This is a genomic window from Brevundimonas sp. M20 (assembly GCF_006547065.1).
In the GTDB taxonomy this organism is placed as follows: domain Bacteria; phylum Pseudomonadota; class Alphaproteobacteria; order Caulobacterales; family Caulobacteraceae; genus Brevundimonas.
Genome location: NZ_CP041243.1, coordinates 2,010,136 through 2,028,684, shown reverse-complemented (window position 1 = coordinate 2,028,684; position 18,549 = coordinate 2,010,136). Strand labels below are relative to the sequence as shown.

The 18,549-nt window shown below is 67.9% G+C and carries 17 protein-coding genes; 11 read left to right on the top strand and 6 right to left on the bottom strand.

Features of this window, described 5'->3' with window-relative positions; all coding sequences use genetic code 11:
* Positions 1-11: 11 nt before the first annotated feature.
* Positions 12-347 (bottom strand): endonuclease domain-containing protein, encoded by a 336-nt coding sequence (locus FKQ52_RS09820; RefSeq protein WP_240811612.1) that lies wholly within the window; start codon positions 345-347, stop codon positions 12-14.
* 235 nt (positions 348-582) lie between these two features.
* Complete coding sequence (locus FKQ52_RS09815; RefSeq protein ID WP_141627015.1) at positions 583-1,788, bottom strand: pyridoxal phosphate-dependent aminotransferase; 1,206 nt, start codon at positions 1,786-1,788, stop codon at positions 583-585.
* 157 nt (positions 1,789-1,945) lie between these two features.
* Here FKQ52_RS09815 and FKQ52_RS09810 point away from each other — a divergent pair, with 157 nt between their 5' ends.
* From FKQ52_RS09810 to rodA, 9 genes are all read left to right on the top strand, one after another.
* Positions 1,946-4,387, top strand: a complete 2,442-nt coding sequence (locus tag FKQ52_RS09810) for a GH92 family glycosyl hydrolase (protein WP_168196824.1) — start codon at positions 1,946-1,948, stop codon at positions 4,385-4,387.
* Between the two features lie 57 nt (positions 4,388-4,444).
* Positions 4,445-5,467: a ligase-associated DNA damage response exonuclease gene (locus FKQ52_RS09805; protein WP_141627014.1), complete on the top strand. Its 1,023-nt coding sequence runs from the start codon at positions 4,445-4,447 to the stop codon at positions 5,465-5,467.
* On the top strand, positions 5,467-7,080 hold the full coding sequence (locus FKQ52_RS09800; RefSeq protein ID WP_141627013.1) for a cisplatin damage response ATP-dependent DNA ligase: 1,614 nt from the start codon (positions 5,467-5,469) through the stop codon (positions 7,078-7,080). Before FKQ52_RS09805 ends, FKQ52_RS09800 begins: the two co-directional genes overlap by 1 nt.
* 57 nt (positions 7,081-7,137) lie before the next feature.
* Positions 7,138-7,860: a TVP38/TMEM64 family protein gene (locus FKQ52_RS09795; protein WP_240811611.1), complete on the top strand. Its 723-nt coding sequence runs from the start codon at positions 7,138-7,140 to the stop codon at positions 7,858-7,860.
* 299 nt (positions 7,861-8,159) lie between these two features.
* On the top strand, positions 8,160-9,200 hold the full coding sequence (locus FKQ52_RS09790) for a rod shape-determining protein (RefSeq protein WP_141627012.1): 1,041 nt from the start codon (positions 8,160-8,162) through the stop codon (positions 9,198-9,200).
* Positions 9,201-9,337: 137 nt separating this feature from the next.
* Entirely contained in the window at positions 9,338-10,456 is a 1,119-nt protein-coding gene (gene mreC / locus FKQ52_RS09785; RefSeq protein WP_141627011.1) for a rod shape-determining protein MreC, read from the top strand.
* Positions 10,453-10,977, top strand: a complete 525-nt coding sequence (locus tag FKQ52_RS09780; protein WP_141627010.1) for a DUF4175 domain-containing protein — start codon at positions 10,453-10,455, stop codon at positions 10,975-10,977. Before mreC ends, FKQ52_RS09780 begins: the two co-directional genes overlap by 4 nt.
* Positions 10,974-13,052: a penicillin-binding protein 2 gene (gene mrdA / locus FKQ52_RS09775; RefSeq protein WP_141627009.1), complete on the top strand. Its 2,079-nt coding sequence runs from the start codon at positions 10,974-10,976 to the stop codon at positions 13,050-13,052. The genes FKQ52_RS09780 and mrdA overlap by 4 nt, the downstream gene beginning before the upstream one ends.
* Entirely contained in the window at positions 13,049-14,215 is a 1,167-nt protein-coding gene (rodA, locus tag FKQ52_RS09770) for a rod shape-determining protein RodA (protein WP_141627008.1), read from the top strand. The genes mrdA and rodA overlap by 4 nt, the downstream gene beginning before the upstream one ends.
* Positions 14,216-14,258: 43 nt before the next feature.
* Here the strand turns inward: rodA and FKQ52_RS09765 are convergent, their stop codons facing one another.
* Positions 14,259-14,498 (bottom strand): hypothetical protein, encoded by a 240-nt coding sequence (locus tag FKQ52_RS09765; RefSeq protein ID WP_141627007.1) that lies wholly within the window; start codon positions 14,496-14,498, stop codon positions 14,259-14,261.
* 153 nt (positions 14,499-14,651) lie between these two features.
* On the opposite strand from FKQ52_RS09765, the gene FKQ52_RS09760 reads away from it, so the two are divergent.
* Complete coding sequence (locus FKQ52_RS09760; RefSeq protein WP_141627006.1) at positions 14,652-15,122, top strand: DUF6173 family protein; 471 nt, start codon at positions 14,652-14,654, stop codon at positions 15,120-15,122.
* Between the two features lie 74 nt (positions 15,123-15,196).
* On the opposite strand, the gene pip is transcribed toward FKQ52_RS09760, so the two are convergent.
* The gene (gene pip / locus FKQ52_RS09755; RefSeq protein ID WP_141627005.1) at positions 15,197-16,171 is read right to left on the bottom strand and encodes a prolyl aminopeptidase; all 975 of its coding nucleotides are present in this window, start codon (positions 16,169-16,171) and stop codon (positions 15,197-15,199) included.
* 30 nt (positions 16,172-16,201) lie between these two features.
* Positions 16,202-16,573, bottom strand: coding sequence for a DUF423 domain-containing protein (locus FKQ52_RS09750; protein WP_141627004.1), 372 nt, complete (start codon positions 16,571-16,573; stop codon positions 16,202-16,204).
* 122 nt (positions 16,574-16,695) lie between these two features.
* On the opposite strand from FKQ52_RS09750, the gene FKQ52_RS09745 reads away from it, so the two are divergent.
* The gene (locus tag FKQ52_RS09745) at positions 16,696-17,889 is read left to right on the top strand and encodes an MFS transporter (RefSeq protein WP_370450941.1); all 1,194 of its coding nucleotides are present in this window, start codon (positions 16,696-16,698) and stop codon (positions 17,887-17,889) included.
* A 3-nt stretch (positions 17,890-17,892) separates the two neighbouring features.
* Here the strand turns inward: FKQ52_RS09745 and FKQ52_RS09740 are convergent, their stop codons facing one another.
* The gene (locus FKQ52_RS09740) at positions 17,893-18,489 is read right to left on the bottom strand and encodes a hypothetical protein (RefSeq protein WP_141627003.1); all 597 of its coding nucleotides are present in this window, start codon (positions 18,487-18,489) and stop codon (positions 17,893-17,895) included.
* Positions 18,490-18,549 lie beyond the last annotated feature (60 nt).

Genomic DNA, 18,549 nt, shown 5'->3' with positions numbered 1-18,549 from the left:
GTGGCTCAGCCTCACCTCTCCACCGAAGGTGGGGAGGGGGACCGCCCGGGCGACCTGGCCCGGGTGGTGGAGGGGGCGGCGCCGATATCGGCGATCCGTTCGCGAACCACGCGGGCGATGAAGCCAAGCACGCCGTCCAATTCGTCTCGCACATCATGCGCCGCGATCCGCACTACGCGGATGCCCTGTGCGGCCAGCCAGCGGGTTCGACGTCGGTCGTGTGCGATCCGGTGCGGGTCTTCGTGGCAGCGCCCGTCCACCTCGACCGCGAGGCGCGCCGCTGCGCAGTAGAAATCGAGGATGTAGGGGCCGCACGGATGCTGGCGGCGGAATTTGAAGCCCTGCAAGCGGTGAGCGCGGACACGGGTTCAGAGCCGCGCTTCGGGCGGTGTCATGGGGCATCGCAAACGTTTGGCGAACGCGTGTGTGGCGTGTTCATCCATGCTCGGAAAAGTTGCATGAATTGGGTCGGTGCGCAACTGGTTGATGCCTGCGCCGCCCTCTCCTGATCGTCGCTCGCGCGCCGATCGGTCCTCTCCATCGCCTTGGAGGGCGATGGAGAGGTGAGGTCTTGGCCGACTCTTAGCGCAGCGACGCCGCGAACCGCTGGATCCGCGTGCAGGCCTCTTCCAGCACGCTCTCGCTCGTCGCGTAGCTGATGCGGAAATAGGGCGACAACCCGAAGGCTTCGCCCTGGACCACGGCCACGCCCTCGGCGTTCAGCAGTTCGGCGGCGAAGGTCGAGTCGCCGTCGATGACCACGCCGCCCTCGGTGGTCTTGCCGATCAGGCCCGCGATGGACGGATAGACGTAGAAGGCGCCTTCCGGGGTGGCGCAGGTGACGCCCGCCGTCTGGTTCAGCATCGAGACGACCAGGTCGCGGCGCTTTTCGAAGGCGACGCGGCGCTCGGCCATGAAGTCCTGCGGGCCGTTCAGCGCCTCGACGGCGGCCCACTGGCTGATGCTTGTCGGGTTGGAGGTGGTCTGGCTGGCCACCTTGCGCATCAGGTCGATCAGCGGCTTGGGTCCGCCCGCATAGCCGATGCGCCAGCCGGTCATGGCATAGGCCTTGGACACGCCGTTGACGGTCAGGGTGCGGTCGTAGAGGTCCGGCGCGACCTGGGCGATGGTCGTGTACTCGAAGTCGCCGTAGACGAGGTGTTCGTACATGTCGTCGGTCAGCACCCAGACGTGCGGGTGACGACGCAGGACCTCGGCGAGGCCCTCCAGTTCGGCTCGGGTGTAGGCGGCGCCGGTGGGGTTGGACGGGCTGTTGAGGATCAGCCACTTCGTCTTCGGCGTGATGGCCGCTTCCAGCACCTCGGGACGCAGCTTGAAGCCGTCCTTCTCCTCGCCGATCACCTTGACCGGCTCGCCGCCCGACAGCAGGACCATGTCGGGGTAGGAGACCCAGTAGGGGGCGGGGACGATGACCTCGTCACCCGGGTTCAGGGTGGCGACCAAGGCGTTGAAGATGACCGGCTTGCCGCCCGGAGCGACGTGGATCTGGGCCGTCGAATAGTCGAGGCCGTTCTCGCGCCTGAACTTGGCCGAGATGGCGGCCTTCAGCTGGGGCATGCCGTCGGCGTCGGTGTACTTCGTCTCGCCGCGGGTGATGGCGTCGATGGCGGCCTGTTTGATGTTGCCCGGAGTGTCGAAGTCCGGCTCCCCGGCGCCCAGACCGATCACATCGCGACCCTCGGCTTTCAGCTGCCGGGCCTGTGCGGTGACGGCGAGCGTGGCCGACGGCTTGACGCGAGCGAGGGCGGAGGACTGCAGGCTGGACATGGCGACTCCCGTTGAACGGCGGCCCTCATTACGCAGTTGCGAAGGGGGGAGCAAATGACGAGACGCTACGGTTCCTTGCGTTTGATACAGACGGTTCACACCGTCGCCGCATCGCCCTAGAACCGGCCTGACAAATCAGGGCTTCGGGGAGGAAGCGATGGGGTGGCGGAACGCGGTCCGGTTCGGACAGGCGATGGCGGCGGCCGTGGTTTTGCTGGGGCTGGCGCAGCCTGTGACGGCGGCGTCGGTCCGGAATGACCGGACGCTGCCTCAGACCGTCAACACCTTCATCGGCACGCGGGACGAGGGGAACACCTTCCCCGGCGCCTCGGCCCCCTTCGGCCTGATTCAGGTCAGCCCGATCGGCTCGCACTATGCGGGCTATCGCTATGACGACGAGACGATACGGGGCTTCGGGCGCTCCTTCATCTCGGGCGCCGGCTGCTGGGAGCAGGGCGGGCAGGTGTCGGTCCTGCCGGTGACCGGCTCCATCACCCCGGGCGGGACGTTCGACACCACCAAGGCCAACAGCTTCGATCACAAGGCCTATGCCTCCCGCTACACCCACGAGGGAGAGGTGGGGCAGGCGGGCTACTATCGCGTCAGGCTGACCGATTACGGCGGCATCGACGTGGAGGCGACGGCCCTGACCCGGGCGGCGGCCGAGCGCTACACCTTCGCGCCGGGCCAGACGCAGGGCCATGTCCTGATCAACGTCAGTCAGGCCAATGAGCGGCACCGGGTCATCGGCAGCCAGATCCGCGTCGTCGGCGACCGCGCGGTCGAGGGCAAGGTGACGACGATGAGCTTCTGCGGCGGCCACCAGTATTCGACCTGGTTCCGCATCGAGTTCGACCGGCCCTTCACCGGCTTCGGCGTCTGGGGACAGGCGGGCGGCACGCCGGGCGCGCGCTTCAGCATGGAGAGCGAGCACGACCCCAGGAACGGCGCCTGGGTGACGTTTGATCTGGCGGGCGGGCAGGCCGTGACGGCGATCAGCGCCATCTCGCACGTCGATCAGGCGGGGGCGAGGGGCAATCTGGACGCCGAGGGGCGGCGCGACGGTCAACTGTTGAGCTTCGACGCCATGCGAGAGGCGGCGCAGGAGGTCTGGAACCGGGAACTGAGGTCGGTCCGGGTCAGCGGCGGGACGCGTGACGACCGCGCCGTCTTCTACACGGCCCTGTATCACGCCCTGCTGCAACCCATGACCGGCAGCGACGCCGACGGGCGCTACCGCGGCTATGACGATCAAATCCACGTCGCGGACGGCTGGACCTATCACGAGTATTTCTCGCTGTGGGACACCTACCGGTCCCAGAACCAGCTGCTGGCCATACTGAAGCCGGAGCGGGCGAGGGACATCGCGCGGTCGGTGCTGGCCATCGGCGAACAGGGCGGCTGGCTGCCGCGCTGGGGCTACGCCAGCTTCGAGACCAATGTGATGACCGGCGATCCGGTGACGCCCTTCATGGTCGACCTGTGGCGCTATGGGGCGCTGGAGGGCCGGGAACAGCAGGCATGGGCCGCGCTGCGTCGCAACGCCTTCGGCAATCCGCCGCTGAACTCGCGCCACGACGGCCGGGCGGGCAATCCGCACTATCTGGCCGAGGGCTATATCCAGTTCGACCGGGCGCACCCCTCGAAAGGGATGGACTCCGATCCACACCACGCCGGGTCTGCGACCATGGAGTACGCACTGGGCGACTGTTCTCTGTCGATCATGGGCGCGGCGCTGGGCCAGACGGCGGATGCGGCGATCCTGCGTCGTCGAGGCGGCAACTGGCGCAATGTCTGGGACGCCTCGGTGGCCGACGGCGAGAGCGACTTCACCGGCTTCCCGCGCCCGCGCATGGAGGACGGGGAATGGTTCACGCCGCCGGCCGGCGCCTATGATCCGACCTCCCACTACGGCTTCCATGAGGGTACGGCCTGGCAGTACCAGTGGCTGGTCCCGCAGGATGTGGCGGGGCTGACCGAGGCGATGGGCGGGCGTGAGCGGACGCTGGCGCGGCTGGATCGCTTCTTCGCTTTCGACAAGATCTCCGCCGATCCCACGAGCGCCCGCGCCGAGTGGGTGGCAGGGCCCTACGCCTACTATGGCCAGCACCGGTACAATCCGAACAACGAGCCGACCATGCACACCCCGTGGATCTACACCCTGCTGGGGCGGCCTGATCGCACGGCGGCGGTGGTCCGCGCGGCCCAGACCCTGTTCACCAACGCGCCCAACGGCGTGACCGGCAATGACGATCTGGGGACGATGTCGGCCTGGTATCTTTTCGGGGCGGTGGGCCTGTATCCGGGCATGCCGGGAACAGGCGAGCTTCTGGTCGGGACGCCGCGTTTCGAACAGGTCGAGATCGATCTGGGCCAGGGCCGCACCCTGAGCATCAACGCCCCCGGCGCGACCGGCGAGCGGGTCCAGTATGTCTCGGGCGCCCGCCTGAACGGTCAGGCCTTCGACCGGGTCTGGCTGGACTGGGATCAGCTGAAGGCCGGCGGACGGATCGACCTGCGCCTGACCGACCGGGCGGACCGCGCCCACTGGGGGCAGGGCGCGGGCGCCACGCCGCAGGATGTGTGCCGGGCGAGGTGACGGGACACCTTTTCGGCTTGCCGCGTTTCGGATGACCGCCTTTGCTGTCGGAGACGCATGAGCCCGAACCGGACAATCCTGCCTGAAGCCGTGCTGCGCCCGACGCCGCAGGGGCTTTGGTGCCCGGAGGGCGGGTTCTTCATCGACCCGCCGGGGCCGGTGGATCGCGCCGTCATCACCCATGGCCACGCCGACCACGCCCGCGCCGGGCATGGCGCTGTGCTGGCCACGCCGGAGACGCTGGCGATCATGGGCGAGCGCTACGGAAAGGATTTCGCGGGGTCGACACAGGCGCTGGCCTATGGCGAGCGGCTGATGGTCGGCGGGGTAGAGGTGTCGCTGGCCCCCGCAGGCCATGTGCTGGGTTCTGCGCAGGCGACGGTGCGGCAGGGCGGGCTGACCATTACGGCGTCCGGCGACTACAAGCGGCGGCGCGACCCGACCTGCGCGGCGTTCGAGCCTGTGCCCAGCGATGTCTTCATCACCGAGGCGACCTTCGGCCTGCCGGTCTTCCGCCATCCGCCGGACAGTCATGAGATCGGGCGGTTGCTGCGCTCGGTGGTCCAGTTCCCGGAACGGGCGCATCTGGTCGGGGCCTATGCCTTGGGCAAGGCGCAGCGGGTGATCCGGCTACTGCGCGAGGCGGGCTATGACGAGACGATCTATGTCCACGGGGCGCTGGAGAGGCTGAACCGGCTGTATGAGCATTTCGGCGTCAATCTGGGGCCGCTGGCGCCCGCGACGGGCTCCAAGGCGGATTTCGCCGGGCGGATCGTCATCGCCCCGCCTTCGGCCATCGCCGACCGCTGGAGCCGCCGCTTCCCCGATCCGGTGACGGCTTTCGCCTCGGGCTGGATGAGCGTGAGGGCGCGAGCCCGGCAGCGGGGCGTGGAACTGCCGCTGGTGCTGTCGGACCACGCGGACTGGGACGAACTGACCGCCACCCTGACCGAGCTGGCGCCGCAGGAGACCTGGATCACCCACGGGCGGGACGACGCCCTGCGGCGCTGGGCCGAGCTGAACGGGCTGAAGGCGCGGGCGCTGCATCTGGTGGGCTATGAAGACGAGGACGACGACTGATGCGCGCCTTCGCCGCCCTGCTGGACCGGCTGTCGCTGACGTCGTCCCGGAACGCCAAGCTGAAGCTGATCCGCGACCATCTGGCTGAGGCCCCGGACCCGGATCGCGGCTGGGCGCTGGCCGCCCTTACCGGGGCGCTCTCGTTCAATGCGGCCAAGCCGGCGATGATCCGGGCGGCGGTCGAGGCGCGGGTCGATCCGGACCTGTTCCGCCTGTCTTATGACTATGTCGGCGATCTGGCCGAGACGGCGGCGCTGATCTGGCCGGCCCGGCACGGGGCCAACCGTGAGCCGGAGCTGTCCGAGGTGATCGACGCCCTGCGCGAGGCGAAGCGCGGCGCGGTGCAGGGACTGCTGGAGGGCTGGCTGGATGCGCTGGACGCCGACGGGCGGTGGGCGCTGTTGAAGCTGGTCACCGGCGGCCTTCGGGTCGGGGTGTCGGCGCGGCTGGCCTGGCAGGCGGCGGCGGACTTCGGCGGGGTCGAGGTCGCGGACATCCAGGAGGTCTGGCACGCCCAGAGCCCGCCCTATGCCGATCTGCTGGCCTGGCTGGACGGCAAGGCGGAACGACCGTTGGCCGAGGCGCATGGGCGGTTCCGGCCGGTCATGCTGGCCCAGCCGATCGATGAAGCGGTCGATTTCGCCCGGCTGGACCCCGCCGCCTACGCGGCCGAGTGGAAGTGGGACGGCATCCGTGTGCAGGCCGTCAGCGAGGGCGGGGTGAAGCGTCTCTACAGCCGGACCGGCGAGGACGTGTCGCCGGCCTTTCCCGATGTGCTGGCGGCGCTGAACTATGAGGGCGTGATCGACGGCGAGTTGCTGGTGCTGCGCGAGGGCAGGGTGGGGGCGTTCGGCGACCTGCAGCAGCGGCTGAACCGCAAGGTGGCCGATCCCAAGCTGATCGCCGCCCACCCGGCGGGCATCCGGGCCTATGACCTGCTGGCCGCCGATGGCGAGGACCTGCGCGCCCTGCCGTTCGTGGAGCGGCGGGCGCGGCTGGAGCGGTTCGTGGCGGCGGCTGGGTCCGAGCGACTGGACCTGTCACCTCTGGTTTCGTTCGACAGTTGGGAGGAACTGGCGGCGATCCGCGCCGATCCGCCGGAGGGCGATCCGCTCGCGGCCGAGGGGCTGATGCTCAAGCGGCTCGACAGTGTCTATGAGGCCGGTCGCCCCAAGGGCCCATGGTTCAAGTGGAAGCGCGATCCGCACCTGATCGACGCGGTGCTGATGTATGCCCAGCGTGGGCATGGAAAGCGGTCCAGCTTCTATTCCGATTTCACCTTCGGGGTCTGGACGGAAGGCGCGGACGGCGTTCCGGCCCTGACGCCGGTGGGCAAGGCCTATTTCGGCTTCACCGATGAGGAGCTGAAGCAACTGGACAAGTTCGTTCGCGACAACACCGTCGAGCGGTTCGGGCCGGTGCGGTCGGTCAGGGCAGGACGGGACTTCGGACTGGTGTTGGAGGTCGCCTTTGAGGGCCTTCAGCGGTCCAAGCGGCACAAGTCCGGCGTCGCCATGCGCTTCCCCCGCATCAGTCGCATCCGCTGGGACAAGCCCGCCGCCGAGGCCGATGAGCTGGGCACGCTGGAGCGAATGCTGGATCAGGGCGCTTGAACGGGCGGGGGCAGTCCGTGCAAATGGCCCGGCTCGCCCCTGAGCCGGGACAGATCCTTGCGCCGCATCCTCGATTTTATCCTCAATATGGAAGCCCGCCGCTGGAAGGTGGTGCTGGCGACCGTGCTGTTGCTGGGCGCGACCCTCGGATTGCTGGCGCTCGGCAAGACGCAGCTGGGGCTGGACGCCGAGGAGAAGCTGGAGGCCTGGCTGCAAGGCTATGCGGGCAGTCCGTGGGCCTTCGCGGCGACGGTGGTGTTGTTCGTGGTGTCGGCCTTCATCGGCGCGCCGCAGTTCATCCTGATCGCCGCCTGCGTGGTGGCCTTCGGGCCGAACCTGGGATTCGCCTACAGCTGGGTGGCGACGGTGGTGTCGGCGGGGGTGACCTACTGGCTGGGCCGGGGACCGACCGCCCGGCTGATCGACCGGTTCGACAGTCGGACGCTGGACCGGTTGAAGCGGTTTGTCGGGCGCAACGCCTTCTACGCCAGCTTCATGATCCGCAATGTGCCGTCCGCGCCCTTCATCGTGGTCAACATGGCCTTCGGGGCGACGCGGGCGAATTTCTGGACCTATCTGGCCGGGTGCGCGCTGGGCGTCCTGCCCAAGACGGCGCTGGTGGCCTTTTTCGGCGGGGCGGTGGTGTCGGCGGTCAGCGGCGACGGCGTCTGGACCTCGCTGATCCTGGCGGCGGTGGCGGTGGTCTGGCTGGGGCTGATGCTGGCCGTGCGCGAGTTCGTCAAACGGCGCGAGAAGGCGGCGGGCGTCAGCGAGGACTGACATCGGAGCGGCGGCTCATCGTCCGAATGCGGACGGATAGACTTTGCAATCGGTGCGCGATGGGGGTGGGGCAGGGCGTCGCCTTGACACTATCGTGAACAACCTGTCCCCCTTCCGGGACCAAGCTGTGGTCACGGGGCTTGTAATCGCCTCCGCACACGGGCAAACGAGCCCTCGGTCGGTCAGGCGAAGACGATCAGGAGGCGGCGCGTATGGGGATACGCGAAGCCGGGGCGTCGCCGAAGCAGATCGAGTTAAACGCACGCCCTCAAGGCTCGAACGAACGGTATCCCAGGCCCATGTTCTCCCACATCTTCGGCTCGATCTCGAACGATATCGCCATCGATCTCGGCACCGCCAACACCCTGATCTACATGAAGGGCAAGGGCATCGTTCTGAACGAACCGTCCGTCGTCGCCCTGCGTAACGTGGGTGGCCGCAAGATCGTCCACGCTGTCGGTATCGAAGCCAAGCAGATGCTGGGCCGCACCCCGGGCCACATGGAAGCCATCCGTCCCATGCGTGACGGGGTCATCGCCGACTTCGAGGTCGCCGAAGAGATGATCAAGCACTTCATCCGCAAGGTGCATAACCGCCGCGGCTTCGTGAACCCGAAGATCATCGTCTGCGTGCCGTCGGGCGCCACCGCCGTCGAGCGTCGCGCGATCAACGACAGTTGCCTGAATGCCGGCGCCCGCCGCGTCGGCCTGATCGACGAGCCGATGGCCGCCGCGATCGGCGCCGGCCTGCCGATCCATGAACCGACCGGCTCGATGGTCGTCGACATCGGCGGCGGCACCACCGAGGTGGCCGTCCTGTCGCTGTCGGGCATCGTCTATTCGCGTTCGGTCCGCGTCGGCGGCGACAAGATGGACGACAGCATCATCAGCTACATGCGTCGCAACCATAACCTGCTGATCGGCGAAACGACCGCCGAGCGCATCAAGAAGGACATCGGCACCGCCCGCATCCCGGCCGACGGCGAAGGCCTGTCGATCGACGTGAAGGGCCGCGACCTGATGCAGGGCGTGCCGCGCGAGGTTCGCATCTCGGAACGTCAGGCCGCCGAAGCGCTGGCCGAGCCGGTTTCGCAGATCGTCGAAGCCGTGAAGGTGGCCCTGGAAGCCACGCCGCCGGAACTGGCCGCGGACATCGCCGACAAGGGCATCATGCTGACCGGCGGCGGCGCGCTGCTGCGCGGTCTGGACGCCGAAATCCGTGATCACACCGGCCTGCCGGTCTCGGTCGCCGACGATCCGCTCTCCTGCGTGGCCATCGGTTGCGGCCGCGTTCTGGAGCATCCGCGCTGGATGAAGGGCGTGCTGGACTCGGCTCTGTAGGAGCCGGTTCCGGAAAAGGCCTCAAATCCCCGTCATTACGGGGATTACGCCGGTTTCCAACTGGCGTGTATTTTGCGATAGGCTCGGCAGATCGGCGGGGGCGTCCCACCGATTCCCTATTTTGAGGAAGGCGCGCCGTGGCGTTTCGCGACGGACCGTTCGAGAACATCAAGGTGCCGCTGGTCTGGACCGCGGCCGTGTCTGTCGCTGTGGCGGCGGTGCTCGCGGTGTTCTTGCTGTTCAGTGACAACGGCGCCGAGGCGTCCCCCTACCAGCCGGCGCGCGCGGGCGTGGAGACGGTCTCCGGCCCTGTCGGCGGCGTCTTCGCCGCTCCGGTGCGCTGGTTCGGCCATGTCAGCGACTACATCGGCGGCTACTTCTTCGCCGTGTCCGAGAACCGTCGCCTGAAGCGTGAACTGGCCGAGCTTGAGCCCTGGCGGGATCAGGCCATCGCCCTGAAGAACATCAACGCCCGCTATGAGGCGATGCTGGGTCTGAGGCCCGAGCCCGCGGTGCCGATGCTGACGGCGCGATCGGTGTCGGATTCGCGCGGGCCCTTCTCCAATGCCCGTCTGCTGGACACCGGCGCCGCCAAGGGCGTGAAGATCGGCAATCCCGTCATCAACGAACACGGCCTGGTCGGCCGCGTGGTCGGAACGTCGGGCAATGTCAGCCGCATGCTGCTGCTCACCGACGTGGCCAGCCGGACGCCGGTGCTGATCGACCGCACCGACGCGCGCGCCATCCTGACGGGCGACGGCTCGGGCAATCCGCGACTGGAGTTCGTGCGGGGCGTGGGCTCGGTGCAGCCGGGCGACCGCATCCTGACCTCGGGCGACGGCGGCGGTTACCCGCGCGGCGTGCCGATCGGCGTGGCGGCCAAGGGCATCGACGGCTCCTGGCGGGTCAAGCTGTTCAGCGACCGCGGCGCTATCGACTATGTGAAGGTCCTGCTGTTCGAGGACTTCGGTCAGCTGGTCGGCGGCGCCGACCTGAACGCGCCGCCGCTGGCCGCGCTGGACACCCTGCCGGATGCGACCGGGTCCCAGGTCGCTGCGATCAATGACGCAGCCGCCCGCCGAACCGCCGCCGCGCAGGCGCAGGCGGAGCGGGTGCGCGCCGCCAATGCCGCACCGCCGCCCGCTCAGGCTCAGGCTCCGGTCCGCCAGCCCGCCGGGCCGCCTCCGGCCCGTCCGGCCGCGCCGCCGCCCGCCCAGCCGGCGACGCAGCAGACGCCGCCGGGAGCAACCGAATGAAACGCGGCGTCACGGTCCGCGTCGTCGGGCCGCTGCAGTGGATCGTTTATCCGGCCCTGATCGCGGTCGCGGTCACCCTGCTTCTGGCGACCCCGGTAGAGCTGTTCGGCCTCAGCCTGCCCGAGCCGGTGGTTCCGATGGTGCTGGCCTTCGCCTGGCCGCTGATCCGCCCGTCCTGGGTCGCGCCGCTGGTGCTGTTCGCCCTCGGCCTGTTCCTCGACATCTTCTGGGGCGGGCAGGGTCTGCTGGGCATGTGGGCGTTGGCCCTGCTGGCCGTCTATGCGGTCGTGCTGGGCGCCCGTTCATTCCTGATCGGTCAGGACACGGCTGTCCTGTTCATCTGGTACGCGTCCTGTTCGGCGCTGGCCTTCCTGATCGCCTACGCCATCGTTTCCCTGAAGGCGGGCAACATGCCCAGTATTCTGGCGTTGATCGGCCAGGTCGTGCCGACCCTGCTGCTGTTCCCGTTCGCCAGCCGGATGGTCGAGGAATTCGATGATGGCGACGTGAGGTTCCGATGAGCTCGGAACCGTCCATCTTCTTCGCCGATCCGAATGAGCGCCAAGGCTCGTTCCTGCGGCGCACCTTCGTGCTGGGCGGTCTGATGACGCTGGGCGGACTGGCGTTGGGCGGACGTCTTGCCCAGTTGCAGGTGTTCCAGGCGCACCAGTACGCGACGCTCGCCAGTCAGAACCAGTTCAACTTCCGTCTGGTGCCGCCGCCGCGCGGGCGGATTCTCGACCGAAACGGTATCGTGATCGCGGGCAACCGTCCCAGTTTCCGCGTCCTGGTGGTGCGGGACGAGACCAAGGATCTGGATCAGACGCTGGACCTGCTGGGCCGCCTGCTGCCCGATACGCTGGATCGCCGTCGCACCATCATCCGAGAGGTCAACGCCGCCCCCCGCTTCTCGCCGGTGCCGGTCAAGTCTGACCTGACCTGGGAAGAGTTCGCCCGGGTCAATCTGTACGCCAATGAGCTGCCCGGCGTGATGGCCGACATGAACGAGGCGCGCTTCTATCCCTACGGTGGCGCCTTCGCCCACGTCATCGGCTATGTCGCCAAGCCCAATGATCGGGACATCAAGGCCATTCAGGATCGGGGCGAGAAGGTCCCGGAAATCCTCTACAATCCCGGCTTCCGTATCGGCCGCCAAGGGGTGGAGCGGGCCTTTGACAGCGATCTGCGAGGCGAGGCCGGCGGAAACCGCGTCGAGGTCGATGCTCGCGGCCGCGTGGTGGCCGAGGACATCGGCGGATCGCGCCCCGCACAGCCCGGCAAGGATGTCGTGCTGACGCTGGACACCGACGTCCAGAACCGGGCGTTGGAAGTCTATGGCGAGGAGTCCGGCGGCTGCGTGGTGATGGATGTCCGCAACGGCGACATCCTCTGCATGGTTTCGGCCCCGTCGTTTGATCCGAATCTGTTTGTCGGCGGCGTGCCCAGCCGGGTCTACAACGCCCTGCGCGACTACGAGCGCAAGCCGCTGCTGGACAAGGCGATCTACGGCACCTTCCCGCCGGGCTCGACCTTCAAGATGACCACGGCGCTGGCCTTCCTTGAGGCGGGTATTGATCCCAAGGAACGGGTCAACTGCACCGGCGGCTATCGCTACGGGAACCGGACCTTCCGTTGCTGGCGACGGGGCGGCCACGGCTCGATGGACATGCACAACGCCATCAAGAACTCGTGCGACACCTATTTCTATCACCTGTGCAACCGGGCGGGCGTCGACAAGATCGCCGACATCGCCGGCAAGCTGGGCTTCGGCCACACCTTCGATATCGGCATCGCGGGTCAGTCGAAGGGGATCGTCCCCTCGACCCAGTGGAAGCGCGACTACGCCGCCGCCACCAAGTGGGATGATGACGGCACCTGGTATCCGGGTGAGACCCTGTCGGTGTCGATCGGGCAGGGCGCGCTGGCGGTGAACGCGCTTCAGCTGGCGGTCATGGTTTCGCGCATCGCCAACGGTCGCAAGGCGATCATGCCGCGGCTGGTGAAGTCAGTCGGTGGGGTGAACCGGCCCGAAGGCGATGACTTCGGCGATCTTCCGATCTCCGTCGAGCACCTGGATATCGTGCGGGCGGGCATGCAGGCCGTGGCGAACGACGTGACGGGCACGGCCTACCGCGCCTCGCAGCTGGGGCTCGGCGACATCCAGATGGCGGGCAAGACCGGCACCGCCCAGTCGCGCGACTACGGCACCGGGTCGCGCGGACCGCGTGACGCGGTCTGGACCCGTCGCGACCATGCCCTGTTCGTCGCCTTCGCCCCCCACGATGCGCCGCGCTACGCCATCGCCCTGATCATCCAGCACGCGCCGTCCGGCGGGGCGGCGGACGCGGCGCCCAAGGCGCGCGAGATCATGAAGACCGTGCTGCTGAAGGATCCGGACATGCGCGCGCGCATCGAGCGTCCGCTGCCGCCCCAGGCCACGGTCGATACGCCGGACGAGGGCGAGGCCGGAGCCGCGCCCGGCGGAGAGGTCACCGGGCAGGAGGCGGCGGAAGTCCTGCGGCCGCCGCCGGCCGCCCCCGCGGCGCCGTCAGCGACCTCTGGTCCGCGTCCCTATGTGCCGGAGCCGCCCCAATGACCGCCTCGGCCCTGACCCGTCCGGGGGAACGCGACCGGCTGTCGACCAAGATCGCCGAGCTGGACTGGCGACTGATCGGCCTGATCTGCGTGATCGCCAGTGTCGGCGCCGCCATGCTGTATTCGATCGCCGGCGGCAGCTGGCGGCCGTGGGCGATCAATCACCTGATCCGCTTCGGCGCCCTGCTGATCATCATGCTGGGGCTGGCGATGGTGCACCCGAAATGGTGGTTCCGCGCGGCCTATCCGACCTACGGCGTCCTGTTGATCCTTGTGCTGATGATCGAGTTCACCCCGCTGGGCTATGAGCCCGCGGGCGCGGGCGCCAAGAACTGGCTGAACCTCGGTTTCACCCGCATCCAGCCCGCCGAGTTCATGAAGATCGGGCTCGTTCTGGCGCTGGCGCGCTGGTACCACAGCCATACCGCGCAAGAGGCGCGCTGGTCCTGGAAGCTGATCGTCCCCGCGGGCATGATCGGCGTCCCCTTCATCCTGATCGCCAAACAGCCGGACCTCGGGTCGGCCATGATCCTGGGCCTGACGGGTGCGGTGATCATGTTCATGGCGGGGCTGAGCTGGCGGATCATCGCCGCCGGCGTCGCCGCCGCCGTGGCGATCATTCCGCCATTCGTGATGTTCGGCATGCACGACTATCAGCGAAACCGGGTGCTGACCTTCCTGAACCCGGAGGCTGATCCGACAGGCACGGGCTACAACATCATCCAGTCCAAGATCGCCCTGGGGTCGGGCGGCGTGATGGGCAAGGGATACGGGCTGGGCAGCCAGAGCCAGCTGGAGTTCCTGCCGGAGCGGCATACCGACTTCATTTTCTCGACGGTGGCGGAGGAGTTCGGCTTCCTCGGCTCGTTCAGTCTGGTGGTCTGCTATGTGGCGCTGATCCTGATCGCCCTGCGGATCGCCTCGCTTGCGCACAGCCACTTCGGGCGGATTTCAGCGGCCGGGATGACGGCCTTCTTCGCCCTGTTCGTGCTGATCAACGGCGCGATGGTGATGGGGATGGCGCCGGTCGTGGGTGTGCCCATGCCGCTGCTGTCGTATGGCGGTTCGTCGATGATGACGGTGATGATCGGCTTCGGCCTGGTCCTGTCGACGCGGGTGCACCGCTACGCCGAGCTGCCCAAGGGCGGTTACAGCCTGTTCTGATCCGGTGTCTCCCCCGCCGCCGGGCGGGGGAGACGAGGCGGCCTCAACAGCTGGTCATGCAGCGCGCCCATTTGGTCGTCGCCTCGCCGCGGCAGGCGTTGTACTCGCCCGGCGAGACGAGGTCGCACATCGAAACGTCGTAGTCGTACTCGGCGCCGCACATCATGGCTTCGATGCTGGCGCTGTTGCACTCGTGGACCATGACGGTCCGGGCGTTCGAGGGGCCCGCGAGGGGGATCATCAGGCCGCCCGCCAGAGCGGCGACCGCGAAGAGTTTACGCATGGTCAGTCTCCCGTTTCGGGGCCGAAGACCGCCTCCGGCCCGGCTCCACGCTAGGTCGTCCGTCGGGCCTGCGTCAAATTCAGGTTGTTTGCTGTCTTGATTGACAATCGAGGCGTGCTGGCTTCTCCCGCCGCCGATGCCTAGTTTGAGGGCATGTCCGAACCCTCCGCGCCTGACGGCCCTGTCGTCGCCCCGGCTTCCATGTTCTCCGACTGCGGCGACAAGCCCTGTCCCGAGCCGATCATTCCCACCGCCACGCCCGACCAGGCGGCCGCGCTTACCGACGGGGTGCGGATGCGCGAAAATCCCGCGGAATGGGCCTTTGTGCGCCTGTCCAAACTGATCGAGGACTATGAGAAGGGCCTCGACAAGGACGAAGAGATCGCCGCCCGCATCGTGGGTCTGCCCGGTGACGGGGTGATGCAGATCGAGGATGTCGGCTTCTGGGGACCGGACTTCATCATGTTCCTTGGACGGAACAACGAGGGCAGGCCGGTCCGGTTGATCCAGCACTACGCCCAGATCAACGTCCTGCTCGACGCCCGCAAGAAGCCGCAGGAGCGCGAGGCGAAACGGATCGGCTTCCAGCTGTCGGAATTGGTGGAGAAGACCAATCCGAAGTGAGGCGTAGGCAGTAGGCAGCAGGGTCGCAAATCCTCGCAACCGCTCCTGTGCCTACTGCCTGTTCCCTACTGCCTCTAGAGTGATGCCGCCCAATCGGTCGCGCGGACCAGGCTGTCGATGATGCCCGGTTCGGATGAGGCGTGGCCGGCGTCAGGGATGACGTCGAGCTTCGCTTCCGGCCAGGCGCGATGCAGGGCCCAGGCGCTGGTCATCGGCGTCACCACGTCGAAGCGGCCCTGGGCGATCCAGCACGGGATGTGGCGGATGCGGTGAACGTTCTTCAGCAGCCAGCCTTCCTCGGGGAAGAAGCCGCCGTTGGTGAAGTACCAGTTCTCGATCCGGGCGAAGGCGACCGCGAACTCGGGTTCGGCGAACTTGTCGGGGCGGGCGTCGGGGCCCTGGACGCTGACCGTTTCGCCTTCCCAGCTGGACCAGGCGACGGCGCAACGCTCGCGCTCGGCCTTGTCGTCGCCGATCAGCCGCTTGTAGTAGGCGCCCATCAGGTCGCCACGCTCGGCCTCCGGGATCGGGGCGATGAACCGCTCCCACGCGTCCGGGAACAGATGCGAGGCGCCGTCCTGATAGAACCAGTGCAGTTCGGGTTTGGTCAGCAGGAAGATGCCACGCAGCAGCAGGGCCGTGCAGCGTTCGGGATGGGTGATGGCGTAGGCGAGTGACAGGGTCGAACCCCAGCTGCCGCCGAACACCGCCCATTTGTCGATGCCGAGCAGTTCCCGCAGACGCTCGATGTCCTCGATCAGGGTCCAGGTGGTGTTGTCGTCCAGCGAGGCGTTCGGGCGGCTGTTCCCACAACCGCGCTGGTCGAACATGACGATGCGGTACTTCCTCGGATCAAAGTAGCGGCGCATGCCGGGATTCACCGCGCCGCCCGGGCCACCGTGCAGGACGATGACCGGCAGGCCCTGCGGATTGCCGCTTTCCTCGTACCAGACCTCGTGCACGCCCCCTGTCTTCATATAGCCGGAGGCGTAGGAATCGACTTCCGGGAACAGGTCACGGCGCGGGGCGACAGGCGAGGGGAAGGCCATACTGTAATCGGGTCTTTCTGCTCGCCCGGATCAGGCGTTTGAACGGGTGGTCCGCAATGCGGCGAGAACGAGCAAAAGCCAGGCGGCGATCATCAGCGTTCCCCCGATCGGGGTGATCATCATGAAGACGATGGACTGAAGGAAACCATAAAGCGTCAGCGACAGGGCGAAGATCATTCCGCCGGTCGTGGCGATCCAGCCGGCGATCGTCACCAGCCGTGGTCGAGAGGGCCAAAGGGCGCAGGCGATCCCCAACAACGCGTGGGCCAACTGATACTGCGCACCTGTGGTCAGCAGGGTCTTGATCTGCGGACCGGCGCCATGGGCCGCGAAGGCGCCGACCGCCACCGCCATCGCCCCGTTCACGGCCGCGAAGGCCGCCAGATTTCGATTCACCGACATGCGCAGACGCTAGACCATTTTTGCTTCTGGTCGGAACGGCCGGAATCCAAAAAATGACCCGGCATTACGCCGGACCGAAATCTGCGCTGAGTTGGGCGGTGTCCAACTCGGCCGATTTCACTTTGGCCGACAGAAGCGTCGCCGTCTGCTATTTCGCGGCGATGAACGCCGCCGCCCGGATGGGCCTTCAGTACGTGTTGCTCTTCGGCGCCAGCGGCGTGAGTCTGCCGTTCGCCAGTCTGTGGTTTCGCGCCCATGGTCTGAGCGGGGCGCAGATCGGCGTGTTGCTCGCGGCGCCCATGCTGGGACGTGTGGTGACCGGGCCATTGCTGGCGGTCTGGGCCGACGGCTTCCGGACCCGTCGCGCGCCGATCGCCCTGCTGGGGCTGATGATGGCGCTGGGCTACGGCGGCGCCGGACTGATCGACGGCTTCTTCGCGAAAGCGGTGCTCTGGTTCATCGGCGCGACGGCGGCGGCGGCGCTGATTCCGCTCAGCGACGTGCTGACCCTGCGACTGGCGGCCAGGGAAGGGTTCACCTTCGCCCTTCCGCGCGGCTGCGGCTCGGTGGCCTTCGTGGTGGTCAATGTCGGGATGGGGGCGGTTCTGCTGGGCGCGCCGGTGGATGCCATCGTGATCTGGATCACCCTGATGGGGCTGGCCATCGCGGCGGCGGGGGCCTTCATCCTGCCCGCAGAGCCGGTCGGCGAGGGTGCGCCGCTGCGAAAGCGGGATCGCTTCCAGGGGCTGGGGCTGCTGCTGCGCGATCCGGTCTTCATGACCGCCATCTTCGCTGTCGGCGCCGTGCAGGCGGCGCATGCCTTCCAGTACGGTTTTTCGGCCCTCCTGTGGAAGGCGCAGGGGATCAGCGAGGCGGTGACTGGCCAGCTGTGGGCCTTCGGCGTGGTGGTCGAGGTGGGATTGATGTGGTTGTTCGAGCCGTGGCGGCGGCGGGTGGGGATCGGTCCCTTCCCGCTGTTGCTGGTCGGGGCGGCGGCGGCTGTGGTGCGGTGGACGGCGATGGCGTTCGCGCCGCCGCTCTGGCTACTCTGGCCGCTGCAGGCCCTGCACGCCCTGACCTTCGCCGCGACCTTCCTTGCCGGCGTGCAACTGGTCGAAACGATGGCGCCGCGCGACAGCCAGACCGCCGCCCAGACGCTCAGTTCGGTGTTGTCGGCCGGTCTCCTGATCGGCCTGGCGACAGCCGCGTCGGGGCCGTTGTACGACCGGTTTGGCGCGGGCGGCTATGTGGCGATGGCGGGACTCTCGGCGGTCGGCTTGCTGGCGGCGCTGACCCTGCGCCGCCGATTGGCCTGACGGTCAGTAGGCGCGGGAGCGGGGCAGGGGCGCCAGATGCCGGGCGATGGCCTGGGCGGCGGCCTTGACCGCGCGCTGCACGGCGTCGTCGGACTCGTCCTCGGGCGCGCGCAGCAGACCCACAGCAGGCGTCGCTGAACCATCAGGCAGGCTGGTCAGTACGCGATAGAGCAGATAGCTGCCGGCGTCGTCCTCGGCTTCCGACGTGGCTCCGGCGGCCAGTCCCGCCTCCTGAAGAGCGCGGACCATGTCTCCCACCGGGGCGGTGGCGCGGGCGACGCTGGGGCTGACGTCATCGGGACGGTGCGTGCCTTCCGCCGTGCGATTCTCGGCCCGCATCTGCAGGCGGAAGCCATCGGCCTTCCGCGTCCGTCCCACCAGCAGCAGCGCCCGGCAACGGTCATCGTTGAGATAGGTCGACAGGGTGGACGCCAGCGCGTCCGGTTCGGCGGAAGGCACCGGAACAGTGCGCGCGCCCTCAGGGCTCCAGGGTTCGCCGGACAGGTCCTCGACCGGATCCCAGCCTGAGCCTTCAGCCTCCCAGGCGCAGATAAGGATGCCTGGACGCGTGTCCGTTGGTATCTGATCGAGAGCGGTCATGAACCCGGACTAACTACGTGACGTTTACGTGACGTTGCGGACGGTGGCGGCATCCCGACC